Origin of the sequence: Thermoleptolyngbya sichuanensis A183 (genome assembly GCF_013177315.1) — a bacterium.
GTDB lineage: Bacteria > Cyanobacteriota > Cyanobacteriia > Elainellales > Elainellaceae > Thermoleptolyngbya > Thermoleptolyngbya sichuanensis.
Window position 1 is genome coordinate 3,462,606 of the sequence record NZ_CP053661.1, and the last position, 20,874, is coordinate 3,483,479.

General features: G+C 53.7%; 17 protein-coding genes. 2 read left to right on the forward strand and 15 right to left on the reverse strand.

Annotation, left to right across the window (positions count from 1 at the left end; translation table 11 throughout):
- Window positions 1-36 precede the first annotated feature (36 nt).
- The 7 genes from HPC62_RS14430 to HPC62_RS14460 form a co-directional block, all read right to left on the reverse strand.
- Window positions 37-1,008: a GDP-mannose 4,6-dehydratase gene (locus tag HPC62_RS14430; RefSeq protein WP_172356776.1), complete on the reverse strand. Its 972-nt coding sequence runs from the start codon at window positions 1,006-1,008 to the stop codon at window positions 37-39.
- A 5-nt stretch (window positions 1,009-1,013) separates the two neighbouring features.
- Window positions 1,014-1,568 carry a hypothetical protein gene (locus HPC62_RS14435; RefSeq protein ID WP_172356778.1) on the reverse strand — a complete coding sequence of 185 codons (555 nt, stop codon included), beginning with the start codon at window positions 1,566-1,568 and terminating at the stop codon, window positions 1,014-1,016.
- Window positions 1,561-2,352: a sulfotransferase family protein gene (locus tag HPC62_RS14440; protein ID WP_172356780.1), complete on the reverse strand. Its 792-nt coding sequence runs from the start codon at window positions 2,350-2,352 to the stop codon at window positions 1,561-1,563. The genes HPC62_RS14435 and HPC62_RS14440 overlap by 8 nt, the downstream gene beginning before the upstream one ends.
- Window positions 2,349-3,539, reverse strand: coding sequence for a sulfotransferase domain-containing protein (locus tag HPC62_RS14445; protein WP_172356782.1), 1,191 nt, complete (start codon window positions 3,537-3,539; stop codon window positions 2,349-2,351). Before HPC62_RS14445 ends, HPC62_RS14440 begins: the two co-directional genes overlap by 4 nt.
- 379 nt (window positions 3,540-3,918) lie before the next feature.
- Window positions 3,919-4,608 (reverse strand): glycosyltransferase family 2 protein, encoded by a 690-nt coding sequence (locus tag HPC62_RS14450; protein WP_172356784.1) that lies wholly within the window; start codon window positions 4,606-4,608, stop codon window positions 3,919-3,921.
- Window positions 4,609-4,822: 214 nt separating this feature from the next.
- Window positions 4,823-5,146: a HEPN domain-containing protein gene (locus tag HPC62_RS14455; RefSeq protein WP_172358966.1), complete on the reverse strand. Its 324-nt coding sequence runs from the start codon at window positions 5,144-5,146 to the stop codon at window positions 4,823-4,825.
- Window positions 5,147-5,175: 29 nt separating this feature from the next.
- Window positions 5,176-6,687: a UbiD family decarboxylase gene (locus tag HPC62_RS14460; RefSeq protein WP_172356786.1), complete on the reverse strand. Its 1,512-nt coding sequence runs from the start codon at window positions 6,685-6,687 to the stop codon at window positions 5,176-5,178.
- Between the two features lie 353 nt (window positions 6,688-7,040).
- Here HPC62_RS14460 and HPC62_RS14465 point away from each other — a divergent pair, with 353 nt between their 5' ends.
- Window positions 7,041-7,427 carry a hypothetical protein gene (locus HPC62_RS14465; protein ID WP_172356788.1) on the forward strand — a complete coding sequence of 129 codons (387 nt, stop codon included), beginning with the start codon at window positions 7,041-7,043 and terminating at the stop codon, window positions 7,425-7,427.
- A gap of 105 nt (window positions 7,428-7,532) precedes the next feature.
- Here the strand turns inward: HPC62_RS14465 and HPC62_RS14470 are convergent, their stop codons facing one another.
- The 8 genes from HPC62_RS14470 to HPC62_RS14505 all read right to left on the reverse strand — a co-directional run bounded on the left by HPC62_RS14470 (window position 7,533) and on the right by HPC62_RS14505 (window position 14,877).
- Window positions 7,533-7,988, reverse strand: coding sequence for a hypothetical protein (locus HPC62_RS14470; protein WP_172356789.1), 456 nt, complete (start codon window positions 7,986-7,988; stop codon window positions 7,533-7,535).
- Window positions 7,989-8,308: 320 nt separating this feature from the next.
- The gene (locus tag HPC62_RS14475; RefSeq protein ID WP_172356790.1) at window positions 8,309-8,575 is read right to left on the reverse strand and encodes a DUF1816 domain-containing protein; all 267 of its coding nucleotides are present in this window, start codon (window positions 8,573-8,575) and stop codon (window positions 8,309-8,311) included.
- A 338-nt stretch (window positions 8,576-8,913) separates the two neighbouring features.
- Complete coding sequence (gene rlmB / locus HPC62_RS14480; RefSeq protein ID WP_225906887.1) at window positions 8,914-9,975, reverse strand: 23S rRNA (guanosine(2251)-2'-O)-methyltransferase RlmB; 1,062 nt, start codon at window positions 9,973-9,975, stop codon at window positions 8,914-8,916.
- A gap of 546 nt (window positions 9,976-10,521) precedes the next feature.
- A complete protein-coding gene (locus HPC62_RS14485) occupies window positions 10,522-11,004 on the reverse strand; it encodes a Mini-ribonuclease 3 (protein WP_172356792.1) in 483 nt (160 codons plus the stop codon).
- A complete protein-coding gene (locus HPC62_RS14490) occupies window positions 10,988-11,332 on the reverse strand; it encodes an STAS domain-containing protein (RefSeq protein ID WP_172356794.1) in 345 nt (114 codons plus the stop codon). Before HPC62_RS14490 ends, HPC62_RS14485 begins: the two co-directional genes overlap by 17 nt.
- A 499-nt stretch (window positions 11,333-11,831) precedes the next feature.
- Window positions 11,832-12,026 carry a hypothetical protein gene (locus tag HPC62_RS14495; RefSeq protein ID WP_172356795.1) on the reverse strand — a complete coding sequence of 65 codons (195 nt, stop codon included), beginning with the start codon at window positions 12,024-12,026 and terminating at the stop codon, window positions 11,832-11,834.
- Window positions 12,027-12,856: 830 nt separating this feature from the next.
- Window positions 12,857-14,413 carry a phytoene desaturase family protein gene (locus tag HPC62_RS14500; protein WP_172356796.1) on the reverse strand — a complete coding sequence of 519 codons (1,557 nt, stop codon included), beginning with the start codon at window positions 14,411-14,413 and terminating at the stop codon, window positions 12,857-12,859.
- A 263-nt stretch (window positions 14,414-14,676) separates the two neighbouring features.
- Entirely contained in the window at window positions 14,677-14,877 is a 201-nt protein-coding gene (locus HPC62_RS14505; RefSeq protein ID WP_172356797.1) for a hypothetical protein, read from the reverse strand.
- A gap of 91 nt (window positions 14,878-14,968) precedes the next feature.
- On the opposite strand from HPC62_RS14505, the gene HPC62_RS14510 reads away from it, so the two are divergent.
- Entirely contained in the window at window positions 14,969-20,833 is a 5,865-nt protein-coding gene (locus tag HPC62_RS14510; RefSeq protein WP_172356798.1) for a cadherin domain-containing protein, read from the forward strand.
- Window positions 20,834-20,874 lie beyond the last annotated feature (41 nt).

Sequence of the window (20,874 nt, forward strand, 5' to 3'; positions counted from 1 at the left end):
TCGCCCAAGATTCGCCTTGATTCGCTCCGTCCTGGCTTACGCACTTAGACTAGTATCGCACAGAATGGCATCAACCATACCCCGTACTACGTCTTTCATCTTTCGCTGGGCCAGCCAGCCTAACTTTTCATGAGCCTTTTGGGGACTGCCTCGGTTGACGGCAATTTCAGACGGTCGAAACAAGGACTTGTCGATTTCAATGTAAGCCGTCCAATCTAATCCCACATAGGCAAAGACTTCGGCCACAAAATCTTCCAGACAATGGGTTTCACCTGTAGCAATCACATAATCCTCAGGCTGTGGAGCCTGCAACATTAGATACATTGCTTCGACATACTCTGCTGCCCATCCCCAGTCCCGCCGAATTGAGATATCGCCCAGGTACAGTCGCTCTGCACGACCTTTTGAGATTTCGATCGCAGTGGTCACCACTTTTTGAGTGACAAAGCGCCTGGGACGGAGCGGAGATTCGTGGTTGAACAAAATGCCAGAGCAGGCGAAGAGATTGTAGGCCTCTCGGTAGTTGGCAACCTGCCAGTGGGCAGCGGCCTTGGCAACGGCGTAGGGACTGCGTGGAGAAAAGGCAGTGGTTTCATCGGCTGTGCGATCGCCCGTGTTGCCAAAGCATTCACTAGAGCCAGCGTTGTAGAACTTGATGGGGGCATTGATAAAGCGAATCGCCTCTAGCAGATTGAGCGTGCCTAGGGTGATGCTTTCCATCGTTTCTACGGGCTGCTCAAACGACAGCCCAACGGAGGTCTGCCCAGCCAGATTGTAGATTTCGTCGGGTTTGACCCGATGAATCACTTGCAGGACGCTGCGGAAGTCATTAAGCGCCATTGAGTGCAGCACCAGGCGATCGCGGATGTCCAGCCGATCCAAGTTTTTAAACGACGAAACCTGGGCATCGCGGGAGGTTCCATGAACTGTGTAACCCTTTTCGAGCAAAAACCTCGCCAGGTATGCTCCGTCTTGTCCCGAAACGCCGCAAATCAGCGCCGTTTTCATAGCCGCTATGGATTCAAACGCAACCGGTTTTTCAAAGAAACCCATGCTGTGCGGAGCTTCCAAAACTTGCTGCTTTGCATAGATTCGATCTGTTGCTGCAAGTTGCTGATCTTGAGCTTTGTTTTTTGCAGGCGATCGCGCAACTTCTGCTTATCCCCTTTGAGTTGCTCAATCCGAGATTGCCGCTCAGCTAGTTGTGATTGTAGCTGTTCTGCGTGCGATCGCAATTGTAGGGCTTGCACCTCTAGAGTCTTGGCGTAAGACTGAACCTGTTCTAGGGAGAGATACACTTCCTGAAGTTGTTTGTTCAGTTCTTGGATCTGTTCCTGCTGGTGTTGGATTTGTTCCTGCTGGTGTTGGATCTGTTCCTGCTGGTGTTGGATTTGTTCCTGCTGATACTTTTGAAATTGATCTTGTCTTTGGAATAAGCTTTGATACTCATAATTTAAAGACAAGAAGCGCTCACGCGACATAGTAACAGAATGGTCACGCGCCTCAATAATTTTCCAGAGATTGCTAATACATGAATATGAAAAATCTGTATCTAGATTGTTATCCATAACCTAATAGTCTGTTTGCTTCTACACAAGACTCATTTTTCTGGGTGTCAACATAGTATTCGGAATCAGTATAACTTTTTAGTCGTGTGATAACATCCAGATTAAATCCCCTAGACCCAACAGCAGGTTGACTATCACCTGTACACTGCCTGAAGTATTTAAACTTTTCCAAGAAACTCGCACTGTACTGAATCTCTAAGCACTCACACAATTCTTTAATCTGAGCCTCTGGCTCCTCACAAATATCTTCGTAGTGAAAAATTCGATGTTTGCAAACAGACTTTGCGTAACGTAAATAGCGTATGCCAAAATCTTCAGCACTTAAGAAACGGAAGCTTTCTGGCACTTTTTCTGCAAAGGATTTAATAATTGATGTATAGACATCTTCTGCTCTCCTAGTAATTACCGCAGAGCAGCATTCAAAATCGCCATGCGATAAGTAGACCTCCTGCTCCAGAACATAGCTAGGAGTGAGAATATCTTGAACAAGGAGATCCCCCAGAAAATTGACAGATGGCCAGTCTCGAATAATAAGATTCAACTGACGTTCATGAGCTTTTTGAGAAAAGTATCTAATCTTTTGGATGTATGTTTGTGACCTTAGAACATCAACTTCTTCGTCCGAAATTAACTTCCACCATTCATGAGCCTGTTGCTCAGGAGGAACAACAGAAGCATGAGGATTAACCTCGGACAGAACCAAGTTTCCGGGAATACAACCAATGCATCTATTAATCAAGGTTCCACCGGAGCGGGCAAAAGCGTAAAACACCGCAAGCTTCATAGATACATCCCACAACGTTTGGTCGTCAAACTTGACAAAAATCGCTTAATCTTCCAAAACTTGCTGCTTTCCATCTGCTTAATTCTGTTCTCTAGAATCCTCAAATTTTGAACAGTTTCGCATAATTGACGTTCCTGCTCCGAAACTCTGGCTTTCAATCTCTTGACTGCGGAAGACTTTCTCTTGATAACTGATTTTGCAGTAGCCAGTTTCTCCTGAGTGTGCGAAAGTTCTTGACTGATTTCCGCAAGACAAGAATTCCTGAGAGACAGTTCTTGTTTAGTAGAAGACAGTTCTTGTTTGGTAGAAGACAGTTCACCTTCAATAGAACTGATCCTCGTCTCGGCGGCACACAGATCAGAATAGACTTCAGATGAAAGCCGTTGATAAAAACACAAATTTTGCCAAGTTAATTCATCCCTCGACTTGTAGCCTAGTTTTTCTGGCAATCCTCCTGCAACATTTTGAAGCTCTTCCAGGATCTCGTCATCCAGGAAATTAATCCAGTCCCCTTCTATGCCTTTCCTGAGATGCGCCTGAAGATCTTGAAGCCCTTTTTTTCGACCTGTCAGACTCTCAAATCTATACTCCTCCAGAACCTCTCTTAAAGTATTTTCGGGCGCATCTATTCCGAAGCCTCTGAAAAGATCCATGAAAACTTTGACATTATTCTTTGATGTCAAGTCTTCATATTTAATGAGAACAATATTCTTGTCCTTTGAGGATGCATTAATCCACGAGCGAATTGACTCAAATAAATCAAAACTATCCAATAATCGAATACTCTGTTTTAGTCCTTCTTTTTCAGGCTTTGAGTTAAGCAATTCCCTAATCAATGACACATCATCTACAATTGCCTGATGCGAATATTTCATAGAGAAGTACCAAGAAACGAGCATATCTCTCGGATCTCTCGTCACAAAAAAGGCAAAAGATGGGGAATGTGCCATTGCTCTGGCCCTGCAAAAGCTCTCATAGTCTACGTAGAGCGGTGTGATCACCGTATTGTCTGGAAATGGCTCATTAAAAACTTTCTCAGTCGGCTTCTGAACACCATATTTTAAGAGTAATTCATCTTCATAAAAATATGGCTGCAACCCTGAAAACTCTTGTACCCTGGAGTCTGAAAAGATAGCACGAACCCATTGGCTTGCAGTTTTATGGGTGCAACAATGAAAAATGTTCATGCTTTAACTCCTCTCTCTAACACCGTACTAATCAGAACTAATCAGATCTGGTACGGCTACAACTGTGTCTTGTCCCTGGTTGACTGACACAAGTCCCGAAAGCCCAGAAAATTCGTTGTCTTGGGATCGAAGCCCATAGCTCCTGAGTTGGAGCCGGAGGGCTTGGTCAGAGGAGCTTTTGGGCCAGCGTCCCCTACGAGAAATCAGGGGTTTCCAGAGATGTGTCAGGCAGTCAGGGCGATCCCTCCAGCGCGATCGCCATTCTGTCTGGTATGACGTAGCAATGCATACTATAGCCTTACAGGCTACCAAGTCATGGGATGCTTTTGTGCAAGAAATTTCATTTTCTAGAACGCGAACTTTACAAAGCTGGGTGGCTCTACCCAACCAGGTTGTATTTCAAAATGCAGTAAATGGCGCGGAAGCCGTCTTTCCAGCCGATTTTCTTGCCTTCTTTGTAGGTGCGGCCGTAATAGGAAATGCCCACCTCATAGATGCGGCAGCCTGCCTTGGCGACCTTGGCGGTGATTTCTGGCTCAAAGCCAAAGCGGTTTTCCTGAATGCGGATAGACTGGATTACCTCGCGGCGAAAGGCTTTGTAGCAGGTTTCCATATCGCTGAGGTTGATATTGGTCAGCATGTTCGACAGCAGCGTTAGGAACTTGTTGCCCACCATGTGCCAAAAGTAGACCACGCGGTGGGGGCGGCCGCCCATAAAGCGAGAGCCAAACACCACATCGGCTTTGTCATTGAGAATCGGCTCTATCAACAGGGGAAACTCCTGGGGGTCATACTCCAGGTCGGCATCTTGCACAATGACGACATCGCCCGTTGCCGCCGCAAAGCCCGTCCGCAGGGCGGCTCCCTTGCCGCGATTTTTGGGATGATAAATCACCTGGTCTACTAGCGGCTCGATTTGAGATTGCAGCAGTTCGCGGGTGCCGTCGGTCGAGCAGTCATCAACGATGATGATTTCGAGATCTTGGACGGGCGATCGCCTCACAGCCTCCACCACCTGCCCAATTGTTCCCAATTCGTTGTAGCAGGGCACCACAACCGAAAGTTTCATGCAGTTTGCCCTCCCTCCTCAAACACTTGACCCTGCTCTATGCAGACACGCTCATGCGAACAAGCCCATGCAGGCAAAATGCGTACTCGTCCACAATCACTCGTCCGCAGTCGAATATCTGACTATAAGTACCATAAAGCGGGGACTCAGTGTTGCTAAATTTTGCACGGTTGGGTTCAGAGTGGCAGACTGGAGGGCGATCGCGCTTCGTCGCTCAGGAAAACACCTGTCGGGCGATCGCCAAAAAAGCATCTGCTTGGGCAATTAGCATCTGAGCGTCTTGTTTCGAGAGATTAGGATAAATGTCGTAATCGGCACGAGTGCGAAGGGCTTGGGCATCAATCAACTGGCGGTGTAAATCGAGCGGCACTTTTCCTGGGCGAGCGAGATACTGACCAAAGGCGCTAATCACAGCAGCATGGCTAGAGAAAGAGAGTCCCTTTTTGTCCAAGAGCGCCTCAGCGACGTAAAACAGGGCATAGTACGCACGGAAAACAGCAAAATCGTAAACCCATTGCCGATTTCTCAGCGTGCCGATTTCTCAGAATGAAAATCAAGCCAAACGCCTCAGCGCATATCATAGCCAAACAGATTGGGGTCTACCTCTTCCAGATTCAGGTCAGCGAGGCCATATTCAGCCCAGCGGCGCGACACCAAATCCGCCGTGTCGGGGTCGGGGTCTAGCTGCTTACCCCAGGGGCGATCGCTCTCTGGGTAGATCTTGGTGGTCGCGTCGATGCCCATTTTGCTGCCCAGACCCGGGCGCTCGGTGGCAAAGTCCAGCGAGTCGAAGGGGTTATCCGGCAGAATGAACACATCCCGCGCTGGGTCCACCTTTGACGTAATCGACCAGACCACCTGGCGCGGATCGCGGACATTGATATCTTTGTCCACCACCACCACAAATTTCGTATAGCTAAACTGCGGCAGCGCACTCCAAAACGCCAGCGCCGCCCGCCGCGCCTGCCCCGGATAGGATTTGTCAATCGACAGCACGGCCACCTTATAGCTCAAGCCCTCCATCGGCAAGAAAAAGTCCACAATTTCCGGCACCTGTTGGCGCAAAATGGGCGTATAAATCCGGTTTAGCGCCAGTGCCATCATTGCGTCTTCCTTGGGCGGGCGACCGCTGAAGGCGGTGAGATAAATCGGATTTTTGCGGTGGGTCATGCAGTGGAAGCGGATCAGCGGGCCGTTGGGGTTTGCAGGGCCGTAGTAGCCCATGTGGTCGCCTGCCGGGCCGTCCATCGCCACCTCGCCGGGAGTAATCGTACCCTCCAGCACAAATTCTGAATCGGCGGGCACTTCCAAGTCCACCGTCTTGCACTTGGCCAGATGCACGCCGCCGCCGCCGTAGAGGCCAGCAAAGAGCCACTCCGACATGTCGATGGGCAGGGGAGTTGCGGCCGCCATCACGAGCATCGGGTCTACCCCAAGGGCGATCGCCACCTCCAGCGTTTCGCCCCGCTCGGCCGCCTTCCGCAAATGCCGCGTTGCGCCGCGCACCGAGAGCCACTGCACCGTCATCGTGTTTTTGGATTGCAGTTGGAGGCGATATACGCCCACGTTCACAATTTTGTTTTCAGGGTCTTTGGTAATCATCAGCCCCAGCGTGATCACCTTGCCCGCGTCGCCCGGATACACCCGCAGCAGTGGCAGCTTAGTCAGATCTACCTCGTCGCCCTTCAGCACCACCTGCTGACACGGCGGCAAAAGCTCGCGCATGGGCTTGGCCTTCACCACGTCAAACAGGGCCTTGCCCAAGTCAACCGCCTGAGAAATCTTCTTGGGCGGGCGGGGTTGATACAGCAGGGCCAGCTTTTTGCCCAGCGCTTCCAGTTCTTCGGGCTGCTCCATGTTCATTGCCCAACAGACGCGCTGCACCGTACCCATCACGTTCACCGCAACGGGATACTCAGCCCCCTTCACGTTTTCAAACAGCAGGGCCGGGCCGCCGCTTTGCAGCAGGCGATTGGCAATTTCGGCAATTTCCAGTTCGGGATCAACCAGCGCCGTAATGCGCCGCAACTGCCCCCGCTGCTCTAGCTGGTTCAAAAATCCCCGCAGATCTCGCGCCATGATGAAGAACTGTAACGTGTCTCCTCTCATTATCAACGAGATTGGGGCAGTAGTTTTGCGGTGCAGAGCTGGTTGCCTGACACAAGTCCCGAAAGCCCAGAAAATTCGTTGTCTTGGGATCGAAGCCCATAGCTCCTGAGTTGGAGCCGGAGGGCTTGGTCAGAGGAGCTTTTGGGCCAGCGTCCCCTACGAGAAATCAGGGGTTTCTAGAGATGTGTCAGGCAGTCAGGGTGCAGAGATCCACACCCAAATTAGCCAGAAACGTAAACCTTGCAGAATGTAGTTTTTCAACATCCACAAATTGCACCTCAAATCGCAATTTGGCAATAGTTCAGCTAAATCTGAAAATCGTCATGGCTATCAATCATCACAGTGCAATATCTCAGGTTCGTTTGGGCATTTCGGAAGCTGAGGAGGGGGAGTTAAGCCGTCAGCTTTGCACGCTGCTGCGGGCGGAGTCTGCCAGAAGCGGAAGGCCGTGGGTGCAATTTTCGCGCCTCGCAGAGCTGTATCGTCTGCAATATGGAAAGGTGTTGGTGCAACAGTTCAAGCAGGCGGGCTATGCAGATTCATGTCTGTTTTGGCGGGATCATCGGCAGGTGTTTTCGACCTACGCCACGCCAGATTCAGGAAATCCCTACGTGGCAGTGTTTGAAATGGTGAACCCGACCCAGGATTTTCGGTGGAGCGATCGCCCTCCTGCTCGTCGCCGCCGCAAAACATGGCCAACTTGTCCATAAACATGACTTCTCACTTTGAAAAGCTGCCCTTAACAAAAATATTACTCATTGCTAAGGGCAATTTTAAGTTTTACCTAGCAGCCCTAGTCACCTTGTTTCGAGCATCTATTTGTAGTTTTGAATAATGGGCTTGGCCTGACTACAAGCACCAGTCTGCCAAGACTCTGTAAAGCTGGACAAATCGAGAGCCGCTAACCAAAATTGTTCACCCACCACTCGCCAGTTTACGGAAGGAGCTTTACTCCTGTTGTATGCCGTCTGGGCATTTTCAGAGAAGCGTTGAACATCGACAAGACAGGCACTCATTAGCGTCGCATCTGCCTTAGTTTGCGCTAATTGCTGGCTAAGCGATAGCTCAGTTTGTTGGCTAGCCAGCAGAGCTTTTTGAGTCAGCCTGAGCTGCTCTGCTACCATGCTTGAGCTTTGAGCAACATTCCGCAGTCGATATTCTTGAACCGCAGTTGGAATACCGGCAAAGAGAATAAGAAGCGATGCAAGCAAAATAGGGGGTAAGTGAATATCTCTCCAAGAGTTGGGATTGAGATTAGTATGCAGCGTCATGGTAGACACCCTCCTCCTGATCAGCGATCAGGTTCCCTGGTAGAAGCCTTGCAGATAGAGAGTTTGAAGCGTTTTCTATGGGCTTTGGCTTACACCTTGATCCTACCTCTGGCAAGCAGAATTGCTCACTAGGCGCAATTTTTCTTAAGCAGAGCTTATGTACTAAGCAGCTTCTGTACAAGTTATCTGTACAAGCTGTCTGTACAAGTTAAAAGCGATCGCCCTCCCTAGAAAGTTCAAACAAGTTCAAACAAGCTCAAACAGAGAACTCAAAAAGAGAGGCGATCGCCCAATTCTGACAAAACCCGGCTTCGCTCGACCTAGCCAAACGCCGCCGCGCTGCGGGTAGGCATTTCCTGCTCATCGTCGATCGTCAGCTTGTGGGGCTTGCAGCGCTTGATGCTGAGCTTGATTCCCTGTGCGCCTTCTTGCACCAGATCTTCGACGTAGCCGCCCTTGTGTTGTTCTGCTTCCGTTGCACTGGCGAACGGGCCGAAGTAGTAGGTGCAGCGGGGCGAGTCAGTCACAATTTCCACCCACCAGGCCGCACCTACCGTTTGCAAGATTGATGTCCAGGTTTCTTTCATAAGGCGTTAGGATGTAAGTCTTTGGCTTAAACTGTAGGGTTCTCTTTAGGAAAATTCAATATTTATTACAATCCTTTATGAACCAGCTTCAGCAAAATAAGGCATCCTATGAGCCAGTCTATTCAAGGGGGCTAAGCTTCCATCCCCTTCAATCCCTAAGACTCCTAGCTCAAGTTTTGTCCCGCCTACAGCATCCCTTGAAATCTGCCCCCCAGATCGTATTGTGTGTGACGTTTAGGCAAAAATTCTGATCGCTTCTGATTTCAGACTTATTTTGCCTCTGCGTTTTTTTGGCATATTTTCTGTTTCGGGGGGCAGATGTATACCCAGCCAGTGAATCACTTGGCGATCGCCGGACTGAGCGAGAGCGTATTCGTCCAGCGCTGGCGATACACCTCATACAGCGCCATACCCGCGGCCACCGAGGCATTCAGGCTGGCTGTTTTGCCCCGCAGCGGAATCGACACCAGCACATCGCAACTGCGCTGCGTCAGCATGTTTAGCCCGTCACCCTCGGAGCCGACCACCAGCACCGTCGCCCTGTGAAACGTGACCGTGTTGATCGACTGCCCCGCTTCTGCGTCGGTGCCGTAAATCCAGAACCCTTCGGCTTTCAACTCTTCGAGCGCTCGTCCCAGGTTGACCACGCGGGCGATCGCCAGGTTTTCCAATGCACCCGCCGCGACTTTCATCACCGTTGAGGTAACACCGACCGAGCGCCGTTGCGGGATCACGATGCCCTGAGCGCCCAGCGCTTCGGCCGTGCGAATAATTGCACCCAGGTTGTGGGGATCGGTGATGCCGTCCACTGCTACCAGCACGGGCTGTTCGGTTGCGGCTTTGGCCTGGGCAATCAGGTCGCCCAATTCCAGATATTCATAGGGAGCAACCTGCGCCACGATGCCCTGATGCGTTGCGCCGTGGGTCAGATGGTCGAGCCGTCGATTGTCTACCTCGTCGATGACGGCTCCGTTGCTCTTGGCTTTTTGCAGCAGCGTATGGAAGCGGGGATCGTAGCGCAGGCGCGGCGTGACCCAGATGCGGTTAAGCTGGCGATCGCTCTCTAGGGCCGCCACCAGCGTATGACGACCATAGATCAAATCGAGGCTGGCTTCTTCGGATTCATGCAGTTCATTGCCGAGGCTCTCCGTGGCCCTATAGCGGGCTTCCGAAACGTCCCCAAAGTTCCTCGGTTGGGATGTGCCGCGATCGCTCTCCCAGGCTGGTCGGGGCGGTTTGCGGCCGGGGCGATCGCTCCCGTCTCTGCCTGGCGCAGCGGCCGGGCGGCGGGAAATAGGTCGAACCTGGTCACCGGAAAGGCGGACGGGCCGGTCTGGGCTAAATTTGGCTTTGGCGGGCTTGTCTGCATCACTGCGACGACGGGCAGGGCGATCGCCCACTGATTGCTCTGGCTGCCTCTGATCCGACGGTCTGGCGCTGTAGGAGTCTCTGGCAGGACGATCAGGGCGATCGCCCGAAAACTTTCTGCCCGCAGGTTTGCCGTAGCGATCGCCAGAAGGCTTTCGACTCGCAGATCCGTCACCATAGCGATCGCCCCGATCGTCGCCTGCTGCCCGCTCACTAAAGTAGCGATCGCCCGCCGACTTTCCGCCTGCCGACTTTCCGCCCGAAAACTTTCGCCCGCCCCCGCCTGCACGCGGTTTGCCTGGTCGGGATGAACCCTGTCCTTTGCGCGGGGACGACCCCCGGTTTGAGTCGCGGTTTTGAGCAGCCATGAGTCTCCTTCCCTGACGTAGTCGTAGTGTCCAAATGTCTAAGACGCGCCGGGCAGTAAAACCGTCAGCATCTCCGGGTTTCTAGCATAGCGGAGCCAGCTCCAAATTGGGGGAAAATCAACACGATTCCCTGACCAAAGATTTCTTGCGATTTCGTTTCAGTTTCTTAAGCGAGCGGAGGGCAGATTGCAACGGATCTATACAGGTCTATCAGGCTTTTTCACCGCCTCTCTCACCGCCTTTTTCACCGCTTGCTTCTGGCGGGGGCTTCAAGTTTTCGAGGGGCTGCATCTGTGCCAGCAACTCCTGCAATCGCCCCGGATTGCTGAGATACAGGTATCCCAGCAGCGTTTCTAGACCTGTGGCCTGACGATAAATTTCAGCATCCACCCGCCGGGGGCCTCGCTGAGCCGCATTGCGCCCTCGCCGCACAATGTCTTGCTCCTGTTCGGTGAGATGGCTAGAGAGCGATCGCACTTGGGCGGCCTGGCTTTCGGCCCGCACCTGCTCCACGACTTGCCGATGATAGTCTTGAATGCGTTTGGGCGGCAGCAGGCAGGCTATCCGTACATGCAGTTCGTACACTGCATCGCCCACGTAGGCCAATGCCGCCGGAGAGAGCCGCTGGAGGTCTTGCTCCCGGAATCCCTTCTCAGCGGGGCACGACCCGGCCGCATCAAGACCGCTTGGCATTCTCCAGCGCTGCCTCGACGTTGGGCTGAATCTTGAAAAACTGCTCCAAACGCACCATTTTGATCGTCTGCATGACGCGGGAGTTGGCGATCAGTTGCAGCTTGCCATTTGCCTGCTGCACTTTCTTGGCCACCTGCACCAGCGCTCCAATGCCGGAGCTATCAATAAAGTCAATCTGGGACATGTCGAGGATGACGCTAGACGGCCCCTCCTCTACATATTTATCGACAACCTTGCGGAAGGTGGGTTCAGAAAACGCATCGAGAAGCCCCGCGAGGCGGAAGACCTGGCTGTTGTCTCGCACCTCCCGAGTGCCGCGCAAGCTCACCGTTAAAGTAAGTGTCTCAGGAATAAGAACCTCCCCGCTGGCGTTCAACTCAGCGCTGTGTCTGGGTAAGTGAATCGAGGCTTAAGTATACTCCAAAGTGAATTTGTGGCCAATAGAACTTTTAGCCGCATGAGCCGCGCTGTCTATTCTGCGCTGATACGCCGATACCGATGCGCCGATGCCGATACGCCAATGCCGATACGCCAATGAGGAATGGGGATTTAGCTTGGGTATTTGGGGTGGGGGCGATCGCCCCAAATCCACCTTCAACACACGCTGCTAAAAGGCGCGAATGAACGGGGCAAATTGAGTATTCCATCAACTCGAAATCAACTCGAAAATAACTCAAAACCCAAACAGAGGATGGTTATTTTTGGGCGATCGTCCCCACAGAAAAAGGTCGTCAAGCAATTAGAATTCTCGCGTTTATCGAGAAACCATCCATTCATATTTTTCGGACAATCAACCGGCCGATCAGTCAGATTTCCTGAACCGAATTTCAGGACGGTTTTTCGGCTTTTTCACATTCGGATGCGCCCTTGATCTTTACAGGAATTCCCTCGGTCATGAAGTGCTTAATTAGATCAGCAAACTCTTCTTCCTTAGTTTTTTCCTTTTTCTTCTCAGCAGGCTTGTTGAACAAGAATGAACACGCAAATGCAAACCCAATAAAGATCCACTCTGCACCTGTCATAGATATGGAGATCCAAATTCAACAAAACACTAGAAATATGACTCAAGCAAAGTAAACACCTGAGTCTGCGGAACCTTTTCCAATTTCAAGATGGTCGCGAGGCTAAGCCAAAGCCTTGCCTCGAAAGACTTTCACAGAGAGACGCTAGACCGAAAAGCACTAACTTCAGACGGGAGCTAGAGCATGGGGGCTAGAGCATTGCAAAATACAAAAACAGAAATACAAAAACAGTTCCAAAGATGGCAATTAACTACGGTCAAAACAGTCAAAACCCTGCTTCAAAACTCAGCTCTCTTAAAGATAAGGTATGACTTTGGATATCAGCCTGCCAGATTCTCGATCATTCTAAGACCGTATTTTCCGAATAAACCTTAAGAACTGTACTAGAACATCAATCCGCCCCTAAGTTGATGCCCTCAATTAACTTTCGTTCCTGAATCTTTAACAGTTGCCCCTGCCTTTAGAGTAAACCGATTCTTAGGAAACTTCCCAAGAAATTAGGACTTACGCACCTGCGATGAAATTTTCTAGGTTTCGGACGATTTCTCGCGGGCGCAGCCCGCGAGAAATCGTCCAACTGCGTAAGTCCTAGAAATGTTTTCAATAAATACAGCGGGCTGGAAGCGGATAGCATTCATTCTAAGCACAAAATTTTAAAAATCAAGAGAAAACCGAAAAAAAGCCTGTAATCCTACCGCCTTTTTTCGCGCCCTGGAAGAGGGGAAAGAGCCTCGATTGCAGACGGCGGGCTGAGTTTGCAATTTCTCTTGCACTTTCTGACGAAAGCGCTTTGCCAACTGGCGTTTGCTCTCTGTAGCCAAATGATGGAATCAGGCCAGTTCCCTAAGCAGTGCTGCTGTAGCGGCAGGCGCTACCAGCGTATTGGCACAGAGAATCCCCGACGCAGCGACCGCCGGAACCCCGATCCCTGGCAGGGTGCTGTCGCCGACGCGGTAGAGGCCGCGAATGGGCGTGTGGGTGCTAGGAAACAGGCCCTGATGGGCGGCGATCGCCGGGCCATAGGTACCCCGATGGCGGCGCAGGTAGCGGGCGTGGGTGAGCGGTGTGCCAATGCGCTCTAGCACGAGGCGATCGCGCACATCGGGAATGACCCGCTCCAGCGCCCGATAAAGCGGCTCTGCCCGTTCTCGCTTGCGGGCTTCGTAGGTTTCATCGCGCTGCCAGCCGTCGTAGGGTTCCAGCGTGTAGGCATGGACGACGTGATGACCTGACGGCGCGAGGCTGGCATCCCACACCGAGGGAATCGAGATCATGCAGGTGTGGCCCGGCGCTGCCAGGTCGTAGCGCTCGACCGGATCTTGCACCACGACATGATGCCCAGTGAGTCCCTCTAGCCCGTCGGCGCGGATGCCCAGGTGCAGGTGCATAAAGCTGTCTACAGCGGGGGTTTCCAGAGCGCTCTGACGATGGTCCGCAGGCAAATCATCGGGCTTGAGCAGGTGCGTGTAGGTGTCCCAGAGGGTGGCGTTGGAAATGACAGTCTTCGCTGCGATCGCCTCACCCGACCGCAGCCGCACACCCACCGCCTGCCCGTTTTCTACCAAAATTTGCTCCACATGGGCATTCAGCCGCAGCGTGCCGCCCCATTTCTCCAGCCCGCGCACGAGGGCTTGCACGATCGCTCCACTGCCGCCCAGCGGATAGTCCACCACAGAATTTGTGCGTTCGCCAAACATAAACGCCATCTCTGGCGCGACCGTGCCCGCCGCAGGCAGCCCCGACAGCAAGAAGCATTCCAGGTCTACCAGCCGCCGCACCCACGGATCGCGCACGGTTTCATCCAGCAGGTCGCCCGCCGAGGACTGGAGCGATCGCACTTGGGGCAGCAGCTTGAGCAGCGCCCAGGGATAGCGGCTGAGCAAAAACGGCACCAGTTGCCAGTCTGCCCGCAGCGCCAGGGTGGGGATGTCGCGTAGTCCGTCGTAAATCTGGAGAAACCGCTGTTCTAGCTGGGCCAGTTCCCGCGCACCCTGGGGCGTGATGTCGGCCACGGCAGCCCGGTAGCGATCGCCCTGGCAATAGACCGGAAACGTGCCCTCTGGAAAGTGGTAGTGGCCCAGCGGATCGTAGGGCACAGCGGCAACTGATTCACCCAGCACATCCAGCACTTGCTTGAGCGGATTGAGCGATCGCCCGTCACTCAGTCCGCAATAGAAGGAGGGGCCTGAATCAAAATGAAAACCGCGCTGCGAAAAGCTGTGGGCCGCGCCACCCGGAATCGCGTGACTTTCGCACACCAGCACCCGCCGCCCATATCGCGCCAGCAGCGCCGCCGCCGTCAGCCCGCCGATGCCGCTGCCAATCACCACAATTTCGTGAGGGGATTCGTCGGGGGAAGGAGCCTTTGGGCTATCGGGTGAATCCACGAACTAAAATCCTCTGAATATTTCTGAATATCTCAGATCCAGGCGTGACCGATCCTTCATTTGACCGATTCTTTAACAGCAAACTGCGCTGACTTACGCTAACCTGCGCTAAATTTACGAAGCTAAACTTACAAAGCTGAATTTACAAAGCCTTGCTGTAACTTTGATCATACCTAGTACCTACGCACTTGCGATAAGCTTTCTGGATTTTGGACAATTTCTCGCAGGCGCAGCCCGCGAGAAATTGTCCAACTGCGTAAGTCCTAATACCGTTTGAAGAACTGATGCTTGAGGGGCATTAGCGATTGAGAATCGAACGTCTCAGCCTCTTCCTGTACCGCCAGCCAGCGTAGGAGGGCGATCGCAAAATCGCAAAAATAGACCGGAAAATACGGAGAAAGGGCGATCGCTTCCTGATGGGAAAATAGCCCAATTTGGGTACGATGTGTGCGGATCTTCCTCAATTCAGCGGTTTGCTGCTGCGCCCAAACCCAAGCGCCGCGTTCGATTTAGCCTCAGTCGGTCGTCTACCCAGCCCATTGCGAGCAACCTGCCATGTCATCTGTAAACTTCGTCGGCTCCGAGTTTCCCATCAACACGATTACAACAGGCAGTCAGAGTACGTCGCTACTCACCGCTGAGGCATTCTCGACGAGGGCGATCGCAGTAGACGGCAGCGGCGGGTTTGTGGTGGTGTGGACGGGGCCAGACGGCGGTGGCTCAAACACTGGAATTTACGCCAGACGGTTCGATAGTGCGGGTGTGGCGCAGAGTTTGTTCGATGCGGACTCCAGTTCCCTAGTCAGCACAGATGCCCGCATCAATACGACAACAGCTAATATCCAGCGACTTGCCAGCGTTGCAGCGGATGCCGACGGCAACTTTATCGTGGTGTGGGAAAGCATCCAAGACCCGGTAACGGGTGATTCAGGCGTTTATGCTCAGCGCTTTGACAAAGATGGCAACCGCATCGGTGGCGAAACCCAGATTCACACTAACGTCCTGGGCGAACAGACCGAGGTCAGCGTGGCGATGGCTCCCACGGGCGAGTTCGTGGTTACCTGGACTAGCGATGTGGGCGATGGGGACGGCACTGGAGTTTTCGTCCGGCGATTCAACAGCGCAGGTGTGGCACAGCCAATTAATCCGCCGATGGGGCCCGCCAGCACCAACGATGTCCAGGTCAACACCACAACAGATCGGAACCAACGTTTTTCTAACGTGGCGATCGCCCCCGACGGCAGCTTTGTCGTCACTTGGTCGAGCGTTTTGCAGGATGGCGACGGCTATGGCGTATACGCCCAAAGGTTCAGCAGCACGGGCGCACGAGTCGGCCCGGAATTCCCCGTCAATACCACCACTGCCAGCAATCAGCAAAATTCCCATGTGGCGATCGCCCCTGATGGCAGCTTTGTCATTACCTGGTCGAGCGAAAACCAGGACGGCTCTAGCTGGGGCGTGTACGCTCGCCTGTTTGACAGCAACGGCGACCCGCTGACGGGCGAAATCCTTGTCAACCAGTTCACCACGGGCGAGCAGCGTTATTCCACGGTGGCAATGGATAGCGACGGCAACTTTGTCGTCACCTGGCAAAGCTTTAGCCAGCCTTCTGAAACTGTGACGACCACGGGCATTGTGGCGCGGCGCTTCAGCAGAACGGGCACTCCCCTGGGTGACGAGTTTCTGGTCAACACCACCACCCCAGGCGATCAGCGCTTCCCTGCCGTTGGTGTTGCTCCCAGCGGCAATTTTGTCGTCGTTTGGACGGGGCCCGACGCTAACGGCACCGGTGTCTATGGACAGCGGTTTTCGCCGCCGACCAGCACCGCGCCGACCGATATCCTGCTAACGCCTGCTAGTTTTCCAGAAAACTCCCCGCTGGATACCGTCATTGGGAATCTCTCCGCCATCGACCCGGATGGAGATATCGTCACCAATTTCCAACTGATCGATTCAGTCAATTTCCCGGACAACAACAGTTTTGAAATCCAAACTGGGTCTGGCGGGCCGATTTTGGTGCTGCGGGCGGCGGCAGATTTTGAGACAAAGAACAGCTACACCATCAAAATTCGGGCAACCGATCCAAACGGATTGAGCTATGACAAAGAAGTGGTGGTGGCGGTTACGAACGTCAATGAAGCGCCCACTGCCATTAATCTCGATCCGCAGTCTGTGGATGAAAACGTGCCCATTGGCACAGAAGTTGGCATCTTCACAACCATTGATCCCGATTTTGTTGACACCCACACCTACACGCTCGTTTCCGGCACAGGCGACACCGACAACGCCAGCTTTACGATTGTCGGCAACCAACTCCGGCTGAACGTTTCCCCCGACTTTGAAACCAAGAACAGCTACACGATTCGGGTTCGCACCACCGACAGCGGCAACCTCTTCTTCGAGCAAGTCTTTACGATTACCATCAACGACATCGACGAAACGCCGCCCAACCAAGCACCCACGGCGATCGCCCTCACGCCAACCAACGTCGATGAAAACGTCCCGGTCGGAACCACCGTCGGCACATTCACAACCACCGACCCAGACACAGGCGATACGCATACTTACACGCTTGTCGCAGGGACAGGCGACACCGACAACGCCAGCTTTACGATTGTCGGCAACCAACTCCGGCTGAACGTTTCCCCCGACTTTGAAACGAAAGATAGCTACACGATTCGGGTTCGCACGACTGACAGCGGCAACCTCTTCTTCGAGCAGTCGTTCACCATCACCATCAACGACATCGACGAAACGCCGCCCAACCAGGCCCCAACGGCGATCGCCCTCACGCCAACCAACGTCGATGAAAACGTCCCAGTCGGAACCACCGTCGGCACATTCACAACCACCGACCCAGACACGGGCGACACCCACACCTACACGCTCGTTTCCGGCACAGGCGACACCGACAACGCCAGCTTCACGATTGTCGGCAACCAACTCCGGCTGAACGTTTCCCCCGACTTTGAAACCAAGAACAGCTATACGATTCGGGTTCGCACGACTGACAGCGGCAACCTCTTCTTCGAGCAGTCGTTCATCATCACCATCAACGACATCGACGAAACGCCGCCCAACCAGACCCCAACGGCGATCGCCCTCACGCCAACCAACGTCGATGAAAACGTCCCAGTCGGAACCACCGTCGGCACATTCACAACCACCGACCCAGACACGGGCGACACCCACACCTACACGCTCGTTTCCGGCACAGGCGACACCGACAACGCCAGCTTTACGATTGTCGGCAACCAACTCCGGCTGAACGTTTCCCCCGACTTTGAAACCAAGAACAGCTATACGATTCGGGTTCGCACGACTGACAGCGGCAACCTCTTCTTCGAGCAGTCGTTCATCATCACCATCAACGACATCGACGAAACGCCGCCCAACCAGACCCCAACGGCGATCGCCCTCACGCCAACCAATGTCGATGAAAACGTCCCGGTCGGAACCACCGTCGGTACATTCACAACCACCGACCCAGACACGGGCGACACCCACACCTACACGCTCGTTTCCGGCACAGGCGACACCGACAACGCCAGCTTTACGATTGTCGGCAACCAACTCCGGCTGAACGTTTCCCCCGACTTTGAAACCAAGAACAGCTATACGATTCGGGTTCGCACGACTGACAGCGGCAACCTCTTCTTCGAGCAGTCGTTCATCATCACCATCAACGACATCGACGAAACGCCGCCCAACCAGACCCCAACGGCGATCGCCCTCACGCCAACCAATGTCGATGAAAACGTCCCGGTCGGAACCACCGTCGGTACGTTCACGACCACCGACCCAGACACAGGCGATACGCATACTTACACGCTTGTCGCAGGGACAGGCGACACCGACAACGCCAGCTTTACGATTGTCGGCAATCAACTCCGGCTGAACGTTTCCCCCGACTTTGAAACCAAGAACAGCTATACGATTCGGGTTCGCACGACTGACAGCGGCAACCTCTTCTTCGAGCAGTCGTTCACCATCACCATCAACGATCTGCCAGAAGGGCCGCCACCCGTCAATGAAGCACCCACGGCGATCGCCCTCACGCCAACCAATGTCGATGAAAACGTCCCGGTCGGAACCACCGTCGGCACATTCACAACCACCGACCCAGACACAGGCGATACGCATACTTACACGCTTGTCGCAGGGACAGGCGACACCGACAACGCCAGCTTTACGATTGTCGGCAACCAACTCCGGCTGAACGTTTCCCCCGACTTTGAAACCAAGAACAGCTATACGATTCGGGTTCGCACGACTGACAGCGGCAACCTCTTCTTCGAGCAGTCGTTCACCATCACCATCAACGATCTGCCAGAAGGGCCGCCGCCACCCGTCAATGAAGCACCCACGGCGATCGCCCTCACGCCAACCAATGTCGATGAAAACGTCCCGGTCGGAACCACCGTCGGCACATTCACAACCACCGACCCAGACACGGGCGATACGCATACTTACACGCTTGTCGCAGGGACAGGCGACACCGACAACGCCAGCTTTACGATTGTCGGCAATCAACTCCGGCTGAACGTTTCCCCCGACTTTGAAACCAAGAACAGCTATACGATTCGGGTTCGCACGACTGACAGCGGCAACCTCTTCTTCGAGCAAGTCTTTACGATTACCATCAACGATCTGCCCGAACTTCCACCCGTTGTTAATCAGCCGCCGACAGACATTGCCCTCAGCAGCCTCAGCGTTCTAGAAAACGTTCCGGCGAACACAATCATCGGCCAGTTCGACAGTTCCGATCCGGATCATTCCAGCGGGTTTACCTATACGCTGGTCAGCGGCGCAGGCAGTACAGACAACGCTGCGTTTCTGATTGAGGGCGATCGCCTCCGCATTCGGTCTTCGCCCGACTTTGAAACAAAACGCTCCTACAGCATCCGCGTCCGCACCACCGACCCCAGCGGCGGCAGCTTTGAAAAAGTATTTATCATCAGCGTGCTGGATGTGGATGAAACGCCACCCAATGTTTCAGCCTCAATCGTGGTTGACCTAAATGGCACGGCTGCGGGAATCGACTTCAGCATTGGTGCGCCGACGGTTGCGTCGATCAAAGTTGCCGCGCCAAACGCCACCATTACCAAAACCAGCCCCACTAACCTGACCCAGCTCGTGGTCAACCTGACCAATCCAATAAATGGAGCCAGCGAGCGCCTGATCGCCGATGTCAGCGGCACTAACCTGCGAACCAACTATGATCCCACGGGCGTACTCACGATCTGGGGCAGCGCTCCTGCCTCGGTCTATCAGCAAGTTTTACGCACCGTCACCTACGAAAACTCGGCGGCTGTTCCAAACACATCGACTCGGACAATTTTTGCCGCTGCCTCCGACGGGCAAACCTTTAGCCCCATTGCCCGCACCACGCTGAATTTTGTGGGGCTGCGGCAGGTTGATGGCACAGATGGGGACGATGTGCTGGTGACCACGCCGAACACTGACCTGCTTTCGGGCCGAGCCGGAAACGATATCGTCCGGTCTACACTGGCGAACTTGCGGCAGCAGGACGTGATTCGCGGTGGGCCAGGGGTGGATACCTTTGTGCTGACGGATGGTACGGGCACAATCACCGTCAATGTCGGCAACTTCAATAGCCAGCTTCCTGACGTTTCTCCGGGGACGCTGGTCACCGAGTTTGAAGTCTTTGATCTGAGCGGGTTCCGGGGCAATGCGCTGATGATTGGCGCAGATAATTTTGATGATTATCTGGTGGGCGGCCTTGGCAACGACACGCTGGATGGCGGCACGGGTAACGATACGCTCATTGGCGGACCGGGCAATGATGTCTACATTGTCAGGAGTCCAGCGGACACGATTATTGAACGCCCCAACGAAGGCAACGATACGGTACAAGCCGCCGTGAACTATACGCTGCCGGATCACGTTGAGAATTTGGTGCTGATTGATAACGCCAGAACTGGCACGGGCAACACCCAGAACAACCGCATCACGGGTAACGCGCTGAGAAATCTGCTGCGAGGCGGCGCGGGGAACGATACGCTGGTGGGGCTAGCCGGTGCGGATACCCTGCTGGGAGAGGAAGGTAACGACCTGCTGGATGGTGGGCGTGGCCGGAACATCCTGACAGGCGGACAGGGACGAGATACGTTTGTGTTTGGCGTGGGCAGGGGGCTGGGTCGCAGCATCGTAACGGACTTCAATCTGCGTCAAGATCGGATTCTGGTGCGGGGGACGGGGCTATCGGCCGGACGAATTGATGCTGCCCAGTTTATCCGGGGGACAAGTGCTCGTCGCCAGAGCGATCGCTTCATTTACGATGCCGCTACGGGTCGCCTATTCTTTGACCCCGACGGCACGGGCAGCCAGCGTCAGGTGTTGATTGGCACGCTGAGCAATCGACCGTCGCTGGGCGCAGGGAATATTATTGTGGGGTAGGATTATTGTGGGGTAGGTTTGCATAGCCCATCGCATTCGCA